The following is a 14,069-nucleotide window of genomic DNA, read 5'->3' as shown; positions in this document are numbered from 1 at the left end:
CCTACCCTTCCGCTTGCACCGCAACCTTGTCCGTATGGCTGACCACGAGGTCGTCACGATGGATCATCGCCGAGCGTGCCTCGTAGCCAAGAACGGTTTCGATCTCCGCCGTCTTCAGTCCAGCGATCCTTACGGCATCCGCAGCGTCATAGGCAACCAGCCCGCGCGCGATCTCGCGCCCCTCGGGCGACAGAATCGCCACCGTGTCGCCGCGTGAGAAATTGCCGCTGACAAGCTTCACACCGGCCGGCAGCAGCGACTTGCCCGACAGCAGCGCACCGACGGCACCCGCATCGACGGTCAGCCGTCCTGCCGGCTCGAGCTGGCCGGCGATCCAGGTCTTGTAGCCCTTCACCGGATTGCCGCTCGGCCGAAACAGGGTGGAGCGTTCGCCGCGTTCGATCGCCATCAGCGGCGACAGCCGCGTGCCGGCGGTGATGATCATCGCCGTGCCGGCCGCAGTGGCGATCTTGCCGGCGTCGATCTTCGTCCGCATGCCGCCGCGCGACAGTTCGGAGGCAGCTCCCCCGGCCATCGCCTCGATATCAGGCGTGATGCGGTCGACGACCGGAATGAATTTGGCATTCGGGTCGCTTGCCGGCGGGGCGGTGTAGAGCCCGTCGATGTCGGACAGCAGCACCAAAAGATCAGATCCCATCATCGTCGCCACACGCGCCGCCAGGCGATCATTGTCGCCATAGCGGATTTCGCTCGTCGCCACCGTGTCGTTTTCGTTGATGACCGGCACAGCATCCATCTTGAGCAGCGTCGATATGGTGGCGCGCGCGTTCAGATAGCGCCGGCGCTCCTCGGTGTCGCCGAGCGTGACCAGAATCTGGCCCGACTTCAGCCCCTTGCGGCCGAGCTCTTCCGCCCAGGCGCCCGACAACGCGATCTGGCCGACGGCCGCGGCGGCCTGACTCTCTTCCAGCTTCAAGGCGCGCTTGCCGAGACCGAGGATGGTGCGGCCAAGCGCGATCGCGCCCGACGAGACGACCAGCACGTCGGCGCCGCCTTCGGCGAGCGTTGCGATGTCGTCGGCCATCGAGGCCAGCCATTCGCGCTTGAGACCGGTCGAGCGGTCGACAAGCAGCGCCGAGCCGATCTTGACTGTGATGCGCTTGTAGCTTCGAAGCGTAGGGATCGTCATGGCAGTCTACTTCGTCCAGCGCGCGTCGGAGGGCGCCACCTCGCCGCTTGCCTGACGTGCCTCTTCGACCACGCTCATCAGCGCGCGCAGCGTCTCCTCGACGCCCTCGCGCGTCGCCGCCGACAGGAGGATAGGCGCGCGCCCAGCCGCGCGTTTCAACGATGCCATCTTCTTCTTGCGTTCATCTGGATCGAGCGTATCAGCCTGGGAAAGTGCGACCACTTCGAACTTCTCGTCGAGACCGTGGCCATAGGCCTCAAGCTCGCGGCGCACCGTTTTGTAGGCCTTGGCAGGGCTTTCTTCCCGCGCCGAGACCAGATGCAGCAGCACGCGCGTGCGCTCGACATGGCCAAGGAAACGGTCGCCGATGCCAACACCTTCATGCGCGCCCTCGATCAGACCGGGAATGTCGGCGATGACGAACTCGCGGGCGTCGATGCGGGCCACGCCCAGGCCCGGATGCAGCGTGGTGAAGGGATAGTCGGCAATCTTCGGCTTTGCCGCCGTGACCGAGGCAAGGAAGGTCGACTTGCCGGCATTGGGCAGGCCGACGAGGCCGGCATCGGCGATCAGCTTGAGCCTGAGCCAGACCCACATCTCCTGGCCTTCGAGGCCGGGATTGGCTCGCCGCGGCGCCTGGTTGGTCGAGGTCTTGAAATGCTGGTTGCCGAAACCGCCATTGCCGCCCTTGGCGAGCAGATAACGCTGGCCGACCTGGGTCAGGTCGCAAATCAGCGTCTCGTTGTCTTCTTCATAGACCTGCGTGCCGACCGGGACCTTGAGCGTGATATCGGCCCCCTTGGCGCCGGTCATGTTGCGGCCCATGCCGTGAATGCCGGTCTGCGCCTTGAAATGCTGCTGGTAACGATAGTCGATCAGCGTGTTGAGACCATCGACGACCTCGAGCCAGACGTCGCCACCGCGGCCGCCATCGCCACCGTCGGGGCCGCCGAATTCGATGAACTTTTCGCGCCGGAACGACACTGCACCCGCGCCACCGTTGCCGGAGCGGATGTAAACCTTGGCCTGATCGAGAAATTTCATCGGACTCTTCGTCTTCTGCTGCTATTTCGTTGTTTCAGCGCACTTGCCATAGCGCAAGGCGCGGCGAAGGGCGAGAGCGGATTGGGCCGCGAAGCCCGTATCGAAAGGACGTAGATGAAACTGGTCACCTACAACACCCAGTATGGCGTCGGCCGCGACGCGCGCTACGACCTCGACCGCATTGCCCGCGCCGTCGACGGCGCCGACATCGTGTCGCTGCAGGAGGTGACCCGCAACTTCATGCGCAACGACATGGCCGACATGGTCGACGGCCTTGCCCGCCTGCTGCCCGACTACTTCCATGTCTACGGCGTCGCCATGGACATCGACTTCGGCATGCTCGGCACCGACGGCAAGCCCGCCAACAAGCGGCTGCAGTTCGGCAACATGGTGCTGTCGCGCTGGCCCATCGTCGCGTCGCGCAACCTGCTCCTGCCGCGCAGCAAACGCCTCAGCCGCGGCAACCTGCAGCGCTCGGCGCTGGAAGCGCTTGTTATGGCACCGTCGGGTCCGCTGCGTGTCTACTCCGTACACACCGACCACGTCAGCCAGGAGGAGCGCATCGCCCAGATCCGTCACCTCAAGGAACGGGTCTACGCCTTTGCCGCAGAAGGCGGCGTCCTCACCGGTGCTGCCGAATACGGTTTCCCCGAGCTCCCCAGCCCCGAGGAATTCGTTCTCATGGGCGACTTCAACATGGTGCCGGGCTCGCCCGAACATCTCGTCATGACCGGCGTGCCCGACCCGGTGGAAGGTCCACAGATCGTCGCCCATCACCCTGTCGACGCCTATACGCTGGCGGGCGGAGTTCCGGATGGGTCGGTCTCCTGGACCGACACGACCCATCCGGAAAAAACCCGCCTCATCGACTACGTCTTCGTTCAGGCCAACATGGCCGCCAAGGTCAAATCCGTCCGCATCGACAGCGATGCGGCAGGTTCCGACCACCAGCCGGTGTGGGTCGAGCTGGCCTGAGCCGTCCGCCTAGAACCGCGCCCACGACCTGAGGCTCGCCCAGGTCTTGCGGTCGAGCCGGTAACGCTCGACAGGGACCTGGCCGGCGACGATCGAGTTCAGCATGCCCTGGCCGGCATACTGGAAGCCGCACTTGTGGATGACCCGCCGCGACGCCGGGTTGATGACCCGGCACGAGACGTTGAGCACGGCAACATCGGTTGCCCGGAAGGCGAGATCGACGAGCGCATGCGCGGCCTCGGTGGCATAGCCCGACTTCCAGTAGGGTTCACCGATCCAGTAGCCGAGCTCTAGCCCGCGGTCGGTGACGTTTAGCCCGGCCGAACCGACGAAGGCACCGGTGTCGGCGATGGTGATGGCATAAACCACCCCGCCGCGCCTGCTACGCGCCATCGACAGGAAGGCTCGCGCCTCGGCCTCGCCGTAGGGATGCGGCATCCGCGACAACATCTCGGCGATGTGGCGGTTGTCGGCCAGCTGCACCAGCTCGGGGATGTCGTCCTCGTGCGGTGGCCGCAGGACCAGGCGCTCGGTCAGCAATATCGGACAGTCGATCGACAGCCTTTCGTCTTCGCTGTCTTCCTTCTCGGCAACCATGTGAAATCCTCCAGGAAAATGAAAAAGGGGAGATGGAAACCCATCTCCCCTGATCCTTTTCCTGGCTTGGCCAGACACCGGTTCCCGAGATGGGGCGCCGGTGTTGTAGTGCGGAACCGGCTACTCCGCGGCCTTGAGAATCGGATTCACCGATACGTAGGTTCGGCCATTGGCTTTTTTGTTGAAGGTCACGGCGCCGGCTTCGAGCGCAAAAAGGGTGTGATCCTTGCCCATGCCGACGTTGACGCCGGGATGCCAGGTGGTGCCGCGTTGACGAACGATAATGTTGCCCGGAATCACGGACTCGCTACCGAACTTCTTGACGCCAAGGCGCTTCGACTCTGAATCGCGACCGTTGCGCGACGAACCGCCAGCTTTCTTATGTGCCATGGATGTTCTCCTTCAGCGCTCTGATTACTCTGATTCCGCGACGGCTGCAGCCTTTTTCGGCGCTGCCTTCTTCGCGGGCTTTTCTGCAGCTGCATCAGCTGCGGCTTCGGCCTTCACTGCCGCCTTCTTCGAAGGCTTCGCACCGCCGGTCAGGATCTCGGAGATCCGGACAGTGGTGTGGTGCTGGCGGTGACCGCGGGCGCGACGCGAGTTCTGGCGGCGACGCTTCTTGAAGGCGATGACGGTCTTGTTGCGGCCGTGCTCGACCACCTCAGCCGTCACCACTGCGCCCGCGACGAAGGGCGCGCCGATCTCGGCGTTTTCACCTTCGCCAACGGCGAGCACTTCAACGAATTCCACGGTGTCGCCGGCGGCGCCGACGAGCTTCTCAACCTTGATCACATCATTGGCGGCAACGCGATACTGCTTACCGCCCGTTTTGATGACTGCGAACATTTTGTGCCTTTCGCTGTTCGGTCGGCCTTTTCGGCCGTCTTTTTGTCAGTCGTTACGGGTTCATGACAAACGGCGCAGAGGACCCTCCACGCCGATTGCAGGGGTCCCGTAACCGAAGGTTGCCATGAAGTCAAGGCGAACACCTTGGCAAAGCTGCGCTTTCGAGCCCGGCCAGGCCTCCCGTGCAGACGCGAGCCTCACGCAGTCCAGTCCCGGATACAGGCTTCAGCTCAAGCGAACAACTGCCGAGGCGACGCCCGCATAACCCAAACGCCCGTGAAGCCAGTCTCTCTGACCGAGATTTTCCACCGGGCTGACGCAGCGTCCATCTGGCTAAATCGGCTCAATGAAAAAGATACGCCAACTCGGTCACATTTGGCCTTGTGCGACAGGCCATGAGCCGTTATCTACTGCGCCGCGCCGGCAACGGCCGATCACGACCGCGGAGAGGTGGCAGAGTGGTCGAATGCACCGCACTCGAAATGCGGCATGGGTGCAAGCCCATCGGGGGTTCGAATCCCTCCCTCTCCGCCAGACACCGCCGCTTCTACGCTTAAAGCCCTAAATATCTTGAGGCCGCAACGGCGGCTTCCTGCCTTCATTGCCGATGTTCGGCATTGCTGCTTTAGAGTGCAGATTATGGTTCATGATCGCGCCCACCTTGAGACAGCGTTCCGTGCCAAGGCACGCCTGAAGTTCCTTTTCTTCTGGGGGCACCAGCCTGCAAAAGATGGACGGATAACTGCCTCACGCTTCAGCCAGTGGTGGTCTGCGGCCTTTGAGGTGGCCAGCATCCGCTATCCCACGGCTGAGAAGGCGCGGCTGTTTGGCGACCAAGAAGCGGTGCAGCACGTCCTTAAGGCGCGAAGTCCCAAGCAGGCAAAGCAGATCGGTCGCGAGGTGCGCGGTTTTGATGAGGCGCGTTGGGATGGAGAGAAGCGCCGCATCGTCACTGAAGGAAGCTTCGCAAAGTTCTCCCAAAACAAGGCGCTCGGGGCATTTCTGCTGTCTACCGGCAATCAGATTCTAGTTGAAGCAAGCCCGGTGGACCGCGTGTGGGGCATCGGCTTGGCCGCTGATGACAAGCGAGCAGCCAATCCACTCCTGTGGCGTGGCGACAATTTGCTCGGCTTCGCGCTCATGAACGTGCGAGACCGCATTAGAGTCTGATACCGCCTTATAGCCCTGATCTGTATGTCCGCTAACCACTCCGCTGTAGATCTACTCGACCGATATTACTCTCCAGCTGTCTTCATTTGGATCCCAGCGTGTGCAGCGGCGGAAGGTTTGCGGATGACATAAAGATCCTGGTGTTCCCACCAACCGGCAGATTCGTAGGTTAGGTACTCAGCGCCGGAAAGTTGCGCGATTTGCCCATCGACAAAACCCTTCGCCAATCTCGCCTCCGTCAATCTCCACACGGATGGCTTTGCCGAACAGGGCGGCGCTGCGGCTCTCACCGTCGCAAGGGATTCGACCGACGTCACCTTCACCACCGTCGGGTTGCGCGCCTCGACCGCATTTACAGTGGCCGGCATAGAAACCAGGGCACGCGGCATGCTCGGCTGGCGCCACGCTTTCGGCAACATGTTTCCCTCGTCAGTCAATGCCTTTGGCTACTCCAGCGCTTTCTCTGTCGCGGGGGCACCGATCGCCAGAGACAGCGCCATTGCCGAGGCCGGCTCGACTTCGACATCTCCGCGGCTGCAAGCGTCGGCCTTGCCTATCATGGCCAACTGGCATCCGACGCACAGCATCACAGCTTCAAGGCAAACCTTGCGGTGCGGTTCTAGCCGTCTTCATGCACGCCATGCCGACCATGGACGACTACCAGGACCTGAAGATGGTCGTGTATCTTCGGCAGCCGCGACGGCGTTTGCCGGCCCAGCTGGCTACGGGCCCGGATGGGTCAGCCCTTGCCCGTCAGCGTGCGCTCGCGCGCGCATGGTCGATATAGATCTCGCGCAGCCGCGTGACGACTGGTCCCGGCTTGCCGTCGCCGATCGGCTTGCCATCGATGCGGGTCACCGGCATGACGAAGGTCGAAGCGCTGGTGATGAAGGCTTCGGCAGCAGCCTGGGCTTCCTCGACGGTAAAGCGGCGTTGCTCGAGCGTCAGGCCGCCCTCCTCGGCCAACTGGACAAGCGCCTGCCGCGTACAGCCGGGCAGCGTGCGCTGGCTGTTGGCGGGTGACACGATCTTGCCGTCATGGGTAACGATATAGGCGGTCGACGACGCACCTTCGGAGACATGACCGTCCTCGACCATCCACGCCTCGTCGCAGCCCTCCGCCTTGGCCTCGCGCTTGGCCAGGACCTGCGGCAGCAGGGACACGCTCTTGATGTCGCGCCTTGCCCAACGCAGGTCGGCCAGCGTCTTGACGGCAATGCCGGTCCTTGCTGCGGCAACATCGACAAGCACCTTCGCCTGCGTCAACAGCAGGAGTGTCGGCTCCAGCTCCTCGCCGAACAGGAAGTTCCGCTCTTCGGCGCCCCGCGTCAGTTGCAGGTAGACAAGCCCTTCCTGCAGACCGTTGCGCTCGATTAGACCGTGCTCGATCTCTTCGATGGCAGCGGTGGTGATGGGCAGGCGCAAGCCAAGTTCACGGGCCGAGCGCTCCAGACGCGCCATGTGCAGGTCGCTGTCGACTAGCTTGCCGTCGAGAACCGCCGTCACCTCGTAGATGCCGTCGGCAAACAGGAAGCCGCGATCGAAGATCGACAGTTTGGCCTCAGCGGCCGGCAGGTAGCTGCCATTCAGCCAGACGATGCGGTCTTGTCCACCGGCCATAGGTACTCTCCAATGCAAGTGAGATGTCAGCGCGCCTTGTACAGGCCCAGCGCCCCGATGGAAATTGCCTTATGCGAGACGGCGCCGCTGTCACTTATGGTTCCGAAGGGCTTCCGCGCAGGCCTCGAGATAGGCGTAACCATATCTCAGGTCGGGTTCGAGATACGCCCCCTCGCCCCACTCGTTCCAGGCATTGATGAAGACAAGGCGCTCGTTTGCAGGATTGGCCTGCGCGCGCTCCATCGCGTCCCCGAGCCATTGCTCGAAGAGATCGGGCGTCGAGCCATGGTAGATCTGGGCAGACGTCGGACGGCGCGCGCTGTTGTCCCATGACGGCATGACGCCGGGATGGACGACGCCTGCCTCGACCGACTTCACCTTTTCCGCTGCCACCACATCGGCGTAGCGTCGAATACGACCGCTGTCCCGGAAGCGTGAGACGGACAAGCTGCTTTCGATACTCGGCGTGCGGATGTTGTGCGGCGGAAACTCGGACAGCGCATCGAAGCCGTGGTCGCGATGCGCACTGAAATCAAAGGCATTCGTCGCGATCAGGTAGATCCCAGGATATCCGAGCTTGGTCATCTCTGCGCGCCAGCGTGCGATGGTGGCTTTCATGTCCGGGAAGAGGCTCGCGCGATAGACGGTGAAAACCGGCTTGCCGTCGATTTTCAGATAGCGGGGATCGCGGAAATATTTGTCGAGGCCGCGAATGACCGCGATGTCGTCCTCCGCCGAATGCCGCTGCGCCAGAAGCACGTCCTGCTCGCGCCCGGACCAGCGTCGCGACCAGGTTTCGTTGGCCCAGCACAGGGAGAATGGCAGGTCGAGATCGGCGGTTGCCAGATAATGGTCCAGCGGACCTTCCAGCAGACGCCGACCACCAAACCAGTAGAAATGAAAACAGAAGGCTGAGATGCCGTAGAGCTTGGCCAGTTCGACCTGCCGGCGCATGACTTCAGGCAACCGCAGGTCATAATAGCCCAGTTCTCCCGGCAGCCGCGGCTGGTAGTGACCTTCGAAGACAGGGAACGCGCGCGCAACGTTGCGCCATTCGGTGAAGCCGCTCCCCCACCACTCGTCGTTCTCCGCCGTCGGATGAAACTGCGGCAAGTAGTACGCCACCAGGCGGACGTCGGTCGCGGCCGGCTTTTCGCTTGCTATCGGCTTATAGTCACCGGCCGGATAATGGCCAAGGAGATTGCGGACCTGTGTCTCGTGTAGCCGGTCCGACGGCTGTGACCTCGCCAGCCATCGGGACGGCTGCGCGATCCGCCGCAACTTTCCCCAGACTCTGCGCAAGAAGGATGGCCTTTCACGCCACGGGGCGCCTGACAGAGCGTTCACTGGCGCTTCCCGAAACTGCCCATAGGGCCGCCATTCAATCCGTTTGCAAATCCCAGAAGCTTGGAGCGTCGCGCACTGGAGAACAGCACATGCGGCCACAGCAGCTTCAGCCATGTACGGAAACGTTCGGCAGGTACGTCAAGCGGCATCTGGTGCTTGTTCATGACATAGACCAGCGACCGGCCCATCGCTTCACCCTTGACGCGGCCCGACTCGACCGACCGCGCGCTGGAGCGGCCTTCCGCATGGTCGACGGCAGCACCTGCAGCAAGCCGCAGCTCGACACCGACCCGCAGCAGCCGCACGCTGAGGTCGTCGTCCTCGTGGAACAGGAAGATGTTCTGGTCGAAGCCGCCAACCTGCTCGAAATGCTTGCGCCTGATGAAGATGCAGGCGCCATGCAGGACCGGGATGGCGCAATCATGGTTGGGTGGCGCCCCGTGCCAAAAGTCGGACGCCGGCAGCAGTCGCGACCACCGTCTGAAGCGCCGGCGCGAGCCCGAATAGAAACGCGGATTGAAGGCGGCGTCGGGATGGGCAGCGGCTGCAGCAACAAGCGCCTCTATCGCGCCCGCCTCGAAGCGAAGGTCAGGATTGGCAAGCAGCAGGAATGGCGCATTGCCGGCGGCCGCGCCGACATTGCAGGCGCTGCCGTAGCCGACATTTTCCTCGATCTCGATGACCTTCGCCCCGGCAGCCTCGGCAAGCGTCACGGAGTCGTCGACGCTGGCGTTGTCGACGACAACAACGTTTGCACAACTCGGAACAGTCGCCAAAAACACTGGCAAGACCGAGCCGCTGTTGTGGGTAACGACGATCAGATCCACTTCCGGTTTCATAAAGTCGTCCGCATCAACTTGACTTAACGTAAATGTCGACTCCTACCCAAAGCAGTGAGCTTTTCCTCGTCTCGCATCTATGCAGCGAAACGGCTGTCCGGACAACATTTGTACAATCACAGCTTCTTTCCGCCGTAGCAATCGGGTGATCAACCAAACGGGAACCTTCCGGCAACGGGCAACTGGCGTTCGCTTTCGAAAGCGCTCAGGGTCAGATTCACCTGTTTGCAGATCCGACCAGTTCCGTGACCAGGCCCGCGACCCGCTCTCGCCACTCGCCGGCACGGTAGCCGAAATCGCGGGCAAAGGCGTCCGAGCTCAGTTGCGAATTCGCCGGCCGCGCGGCCTTTGCTGGCCATTGCTCACTGCCGACAGGTTCTGCAAGCGCGGATGGTCCGCCGAGCGACGCACTGACAGCAAAGACGTGAGTGGCCAGCTCAAACCAATTGGCGCGGCCCTGGCCGGCGAGATGGTAGAGACCGTGCGGAAAGCCGCCTCGCTTGTGCCACGAGGCAGCTGCCGCCAGCAAGCCGTCGGCGAGATCACGGGCCTCCGTCGGATTGCCGAACTGGTCGGCCACGACCTGCAGCCTGTCGCGTGTCGCCGCGAGCGTGAGCATCGTCTTGACGAAATTGCGGGCATGGCGGCTGACGACCCAGGCCGTGCGCACCACCAGGTGGTCCGGATTGCCGGCACGGACGGCTTCCTCGCCCGCCAGCTTGCTGCGGCCATAGACCGTCTGCGGGTTGGGCATGTCCGTCTCTGAGTAAGGCTGCGCCGCCTTGCCATCAAACACGTAGTCCGTCGAAACCTGGACGATCGGGATGCCCGCAAGCCTGGTCAGTCGAGCCAATTCCGCCGGCGCCTCGGCATTGATGCGAAATGCGCGCTGGGGTTCGTCTTCCTGCTGATCGACGCCGGTGTGCGCGGCGGCATTGATGACCATATCAGGCGCGACCGATTTCAGGACCGGGGCAAAAGTCGCGAAATCTTCAAGGTCGAGGTCAGGCCGACCGACAAGGACGATATTTGCTTTTCCCTTGGCGCGCTCGGCAAGCGAGAGCGCCAATTGGCCGGATGTTCCGGTAACCAGAATCTTCACTTGGCAGCGACCAGTCCCTGGCGGGTTCCGTCGAAGCGCTGCTCGCGGATCGGGCGCCACCACCAGCCATTGGCGAGATACCAGTCGACGGTCCGGGCGAGGCCGGTCTCAAAGGTTTCCAGCGGCGTCCAGCCCAGTTCCTGCTCGCTCTTGGTCGGATCGATCGCATAGCGCCGGTCATGTCCGGGCCGGTCGGTAACATAGGTGATGAGGTCGAGATGCGAGCGGCCGCCATTGCGGGGGCGGCGTGCATCAAGCAGGGCACAGATGGCTTCGACAACTTCGAGATTGGTGCGTTCGGCACGTCCGCCGATGTTGTAGCTCTCACCAATCCGCCCCCCGGTCATGACCGCTTCGAGTGCCCTGGCGTGATCCTCGACGAACAGCCAGTCACGGATGTTTGCGCCTTTGCCATAGACCGGCAGCGGCTGCTCATCCAACGCGTTGGCGATGACCAGCGGGATCAGCTTTTCCGGGAAGTGGTAGGGCCCGTAGTTGTTCGAACAGTTGGAAAGGACAACCGGCAATCCGTAGGTCTCGTGCCAGGCGCGCACGAAGTGATCGGACGCCGCCTTCGATGCCGAATAAGGCGACGACGGCTTGTAGGGCGAGTCCTCGGTGAAGACGCCGGAATCGAAAGGCAGGTCGCCGAACACCTCGTCGGTCGAGACGTGATGGAAGCGGAAGCGCTTGCGTGCCTCCTCCCCAAGGCTGCGCCAGTGGTCGAGCACGGCCTGCAGCAGGCTCGCCGTGCCAACGACATTGGTGGTGACGAAGGCCATAGGCCCGTCGATCGATCGGTCGACGTGGCTTTCTGCCGCCAGGTGCATGACGAGATCGACGGCTTCGTCTGCGAGAATCTTGCGCACCTTGTCGGTGTCGCAGATGTCGGCCTTCCGGAAGACATAGTTCGGATTGCCATCGAGATCACGCAGCGACGTCAGATTGCCGGCATAGGTCAGTTTGTCCAGGTTAACGACGCGGTACTTGCCGCTTGCCACCAGATGCCGGCAGACGGCCGAGCCGATGAAACCGGCGCCACCGGTGACCAGCACAGTTTGAGGGACGTTTTTCACGGGTAGACAAATCCGGTTTCGACATCAGTCAGCAAGGGGGCGGCAGCATCCTTGTCCGACAGGATCAGCTCTTGTGCGGCTACCGGCCAGTCGATCGCGATGTCGGGGTCATCGAAGCGGATCGAACGGTCATGCGGCTGCGAATAGGGTGCCGACACCTTGTAGGCAACTTCGGTGTCGGGCTCGAGCGTAACAAAGCCATGCGCGAAGCCCTTGGGCACCAATATCTGATTCCATTCTTTGGCGGAAACCGTCAGCCCCACCCATTTGCCGAAGGTCGGCGAGCCCACGCGAATGTCGATGGCGACGTCGTAGATCGATCCGCGCAGGACCCGCACCAGCTTGTCCTGTGCAAAGGGCGGCTTCTGGAAATGCAGCCCCCGCAACACGCCGCGCTCCCGCGACAGCGAGTGATTGTCCTGCACGAAATCGACGGCGATGCCTGCCTGGGCAAGCTTCCCAGCATTCCAGGTCTCGGAAAAGAAACCGCGTGCGTCATCGAACCTGGGGACGCGTATTTCGCAAACGCCGTCCAGGCCGAGCTTGCTCACCTCAACCATGACTGATTTCCCAGACTCGGCGCTCGAGATAGCGGGCATAGTCGGTCTTGCCGAGCTCGGCGGCACGGCGCAACACGTCCTCTTCGCTGACCCAGCCGAGTTCGAAGCCGATCTCTTCCGGGCACATGATCTTGATGCCCTGGCGATGCTCGATGGTGCGCACGAAGGACGACGCCTCGTGGAGGCTGTCATGAGTGCCGGTATCGAGCCAGGCGTAGCCCCTGCCCAGGCGGACGACATGCAACGTATCGCGCTCGAGATAGGTGCGGTTGACGTCGGTGATCTCCAGTTCGCCACGCGCCGATGGCTTGATCGACGAGGCAATTTCGACCACCGAATTGTCGTAGAAATAGAGACCTGTCACCGCCCAGTTCGAGCGCGGCTGCGCAGGCTTTTCTTCGATCGACAGGGCACGCTGGGTCTCCCGGTCGAATGACACGACGCCATAACGCTGCGGATCCTCGACATGGTAGGCAAAGACCGAAGCGCCGCTCTCGCGGGCAACGGCTGCCCGACAGCGCTCCGACAGGCCGTCGCCATAGAAGATGTTGTCGCCAAGTATAAGCGCCACCGGGCTGTTGCCGATGAACTCGCGTCCGATGATGAACGCTTCGGCCAAGCCGTTGGGAGAAGGTTGGACGGCATAGGAAAACGACACGCCAAACGCCGAGCCGTCGCCGAGCAACTGCTGGAACTGCGGCAGATCGCGCGGCGTCGAGATGATAAGGATGTCCTGAATACCCGCCAGCATGAGAACGCCGAGCGGATAATAGATCATCGGCTTATCATATATCGGAAGTATCTGCTTCGATACTGCAAGTGTTGCAGGGTAGAGTCGCGTGCCACTACCGCCCGCAAGTATAATTCCCTTCACGGTACATCCCTGGTGTCGTTGCCTTCTGACCCCCGTCCCGGCTGACAAACCGCAATAGACCGTATGGGACGCACAAACAAGACATCACCTTCGTCTGCCACAATCACGAACAGATTTGGTTTCAGAAGGTAAAACTTGCGGAGCGGAACCCGCTATCCAGCCGCTCGGCCACACGTATCGAAAGATTAGGAACATGAACCGCCTATTGCTCAAGATCGCCTCTGTCCTGGCATTCGCCGCCATGGCATGGATTGCACCAGCCGCAGGAGAAAACATGCTCGAACGTGAATTGCATGCAAGCGCGAGCAAGGGTGACGCGACAGCTGTCCGCGACCTGCTTGCAAAGGGCGCCAGCATCGACGCACGCGACGACAGCGGCCGCACCGCACTTCTGCTCGCCACCCACGGCAACCAGATCGAAGCTGCCAGGGTGCTGATCGACGCAGGCGCCGACGTCAACGCCAAGGATGCCATCAATGACAGCCCGTATCTTTATGCCGGCGCACGCGGACACCTCGAGATCCTGAAGATGACGCTGGCCCACGGCGCCGATCTCAAGAGCATCAACCGCTATGGCGGCACCGCCCTGATCCCGGCCGCCGAACGCGGTCATGTCGAAACCGTGCGCACGCTGATCGAGGCCGGTGTCGAGGTCGACCACGTCAACAAGCTCAACTGGACGGCTCTGCTGGAGGCGATCGTACTCGGCGATGGCGGTCCCCGCCACGTCGCGATCGTCAAGTTGCTCGTCGACGCCGGTGCTGACGTCAACCTTGCCGACGGCGACGGCGTAACGCCGCTGCAGAACGCACGCAAGCACGGCTTCACCGAGATCGAGAAGGTCCTGGTTGCCGCCGGCGCCCGCTGAG

Annotated in this window: 15 protein-coding genes, 1 tRNA gene and 1 pseudogene; 5 read left to right on the top strand and 12 right to left on the bottom strand. The window is 62.5% G+C overall.

What is annotated here, in order from left to right:
- Position 1: 1 nt before the first annotated feature.
- Entirely contained in the window at positions 2-1,150 is a 1,149-nt protein-coding gene (proB, locus tag H5P29_RS07405; protein WP_154386200.1) for a glutamate 5-kinase, read from the bottom strand.
- Between the two features lie 6 nt (positions 1,151-1,156).
- Positions 1,157-2,194, bottom strand: a complete 1,038-nt coding sequence (gene obgE / locus H5P29_RS07400) for a GTPase ObgE (RefSeq protein WP_067956589.1) — start codon at positions 2,192-2,194, stop codon at positions 1,157-1,159.
- Between the two features lie 114 nt (positions 2,195-2,308).
- Between obgE and H5P29_RS07395 the strand changes: the two genes are divergently transcribed.
- Complete coding sequence (locus tag H5P29_RS07395) at positions 2,309-3,169, top strand: endonuclease/exonuclease/phosphatase family protein (protein WP_154386201.1); 861 nt, start codon at positions 2,309-2,311, stop codon at positions 3,167-3,169.
- A 9-nt stretch (positions 3,170-3,178) separates the two neighbouring features.
- Here H5P29_RS07395 and H5P29_RS07390 read toward each other — a convergent pair whose 3' ends face one another.
- The 3 genes from H5P29_RS07390 to rplU all read right to left on the bottom strand — a co-directional run bounded on the left by H5P29_RS07390 (position 3,179) and on the right by rplU (position 4,612).
- On the bottom strand, positions 3,179-3,766 hold the full coding sequence (locus tag H5P29_RS07390) for a GNAT family N-acetyltransferase (protein WP_067956586.1): 588 nt from the start codon (positions 3,764-3,766) through the stop codon (positions 3,179-3,181).
- 120 nt (positions 3,767-3,886) lie between these two features.
- On the bottom strand, positions 3,887-4,156 hold the full coding sequence (gene rpmA, locus H5P29_RS07385) for a 50S ribosomal protein L27 (protein ID WP_055974797.1): 270 nt from the start codon (positions 4,154-4,156) through the stop codon (positions 3,887-3,889).
- A gap of 24 nt (positions 4,157-4,180) precedes the next feature.
- Positions 4,181-4,612 (bottom strand): 50S ribosomal protein L21, encoded by a 432-nt coding sequence (gene rplU, locus H5P29_RS07380; protein ID WP_067956584.1) that lies wholly within the window; start codon positions 4,610-4,612, stop codon positions 4,181-4,183.
- 444 nt (positions 4,613-5,056) lie between these two features.
- Between rplU and H5P29_RS07375 the strand changes: the two genes are divergently transcribed.
- From H5P29_RS07375 to H5P29_RS32915, 3 genes and pseudogenes are all read left to right on the top strand, one after another.
- Positions 5,057-5,146: transfer RNA gene (locus H5P29_RS07375), tRNA-Ser, on the top strand.
- A 105-nt stretch (positions 5,147-5,251) separates the two neighbouring features.
- Positions 5,252-5,782, top strand: a complete 531-nt coding sequence (locus H5P29_RS07370) for an NADAR family protein (RefSeq protein WP_185910297.1) — start codon at positions 5,252-5,254, stop codon at positions 5,780-5,782.
- A 198-nt stretch (positions 5,783-5,980) separates the two neighbouring features.
- A pseudogene (locus H5P29_RS32915) lies at positions 5,981-6,241 on the top strand (autotransporter outer membrane beta-barrel domain-containing protein); the annotation flags it as partial.
- 294 nt (positions 6,242-6,535) lie between these two features.
- Here H5P29_RS32915 and H5P29_RS07360 read toward each other — a convergent pair.
- The 7 genes from H5P29_RS07360 to rfbA form a co-directional block, all read right to left on the bottom strand.
- On the bottom strand, positions 6,536-7,402 hold the full coding sequence (locus H5P29_RS07360; RefSeq protein WP_154386203.1) for a D-amino-acid transaminase: 867 nt from the start codon (positions 7,400-7,402) through the stop codon (positions 6,536-6,538).
- 90 nt (positions 7,403-7,492) lie between these two features.
- Positions 7,493-8,749, bottom strand: a complete 1,257-nt coding sequence (locus H5P29_RS07355; protein ID WP_246787031.1) for a glycoside hydrolase family 99-like domain-containing protein — start codon at positions 8,747-8,749, stop codon at positions 7,493-7,495.
- Positions 8,746-9,588, bottom strand: coding sequence for a glycosyltransferase family 2 protein (locus H5P29_RS07350; protein ID WP_067956572.1), 843 nt, complete (start codon positions 9,586-9,588; stop codon positions 8,746-8,748). The genes H5P29_RS07355 and H5P29_RS07350 overlap by 4 nt, the downstream gene beginning before the upstream one ends.
- A 217-nt stretch (positions 9,589-9,805) precedes the next feature.
- Entirely contained in the window at positions 9,806-10,690 is an 885-nt protein-coding gene (gene rfbD, locus H5P29_RS07345; RefSeq protein ID WP_185910296.1) for a dTDP-4-dehydrorhamnose reductase, read from the bottom strand.
- On the bottom strand, positions 10,687-11,766 hold the full coding sequence (rfbB, locus tag H5P29_RS07340) for a dTDP-glucose 4,6-dehydratase (protein ID WP_246787030.1): 1,080 nt from the start codon (positions 11,764-11,766) through the stop codon (positions 10,687-10,689). The genes rfbD and rfbB overlap by 4 nt, the downstream gene beginning before the upstream one ends.
- Entirely contained in the window at positions 11,763-12,326 is a 564-nt protein-coding gene (gene rfbC / locus H5P29_RS07335) for a dTDP-4-dehydrorhamnose 3,5-epimerase (RefSeq protein ID WP_154386206.1), read from the bottom strand. The genes rfbB and rfbC overlap by 4 nt, the downstream gene beginning before the upstream one ends.
- Positions 12,319-13,200: a glucose-1-phosphate thymidylyltransferase RfbA gene (rfbA, locus tag H5P29_RS07330; RefSeq protein WP_185910295.1), complete on the bottom strand. Its 882-nt coding sequence runs from the start codon at positions 13,198-13,200 to the stop codon at positions 12,319-12,321. The genes rfbC and rfbA overlap by 8 nt, the downstream gene beginning before the upstream one ends.
- Before the next feature lie 274 nt (positions 13,201-13,474).
- Between rfbA and H5P29_RS07325 the strand changes: the two genes are divergently transcribed.
- The gene (locus H5P29_RS07325) at positions 13,475-14,068 is read left to right on the top strand and encodes an ankyrin repeat domain-containing protein (RefSeq protein ID WP_210252527.1); all 594 of its coding nucleotides are present in this window, start codon (positions 13,475-13,477) and stop codon (positions 14,066-14,068) included.
- Position 14,069: the final 1 nt, after the last annotated feature.

It is taken from the genome of Aminobacter sp. MDW-2, from assembly GCF_014250155.1.
Lineage (GTDB): Bacteria > Pseudomonadota > Alphaproteobacteria > Rhizobiales > Rhizobiaceae > Aminobacter > Aminobacter ciceronei.
Note: the sequence above shows the minus strand (reverse complement) of the source record. Positions and strands in the feature narration are given on the sequence as shown.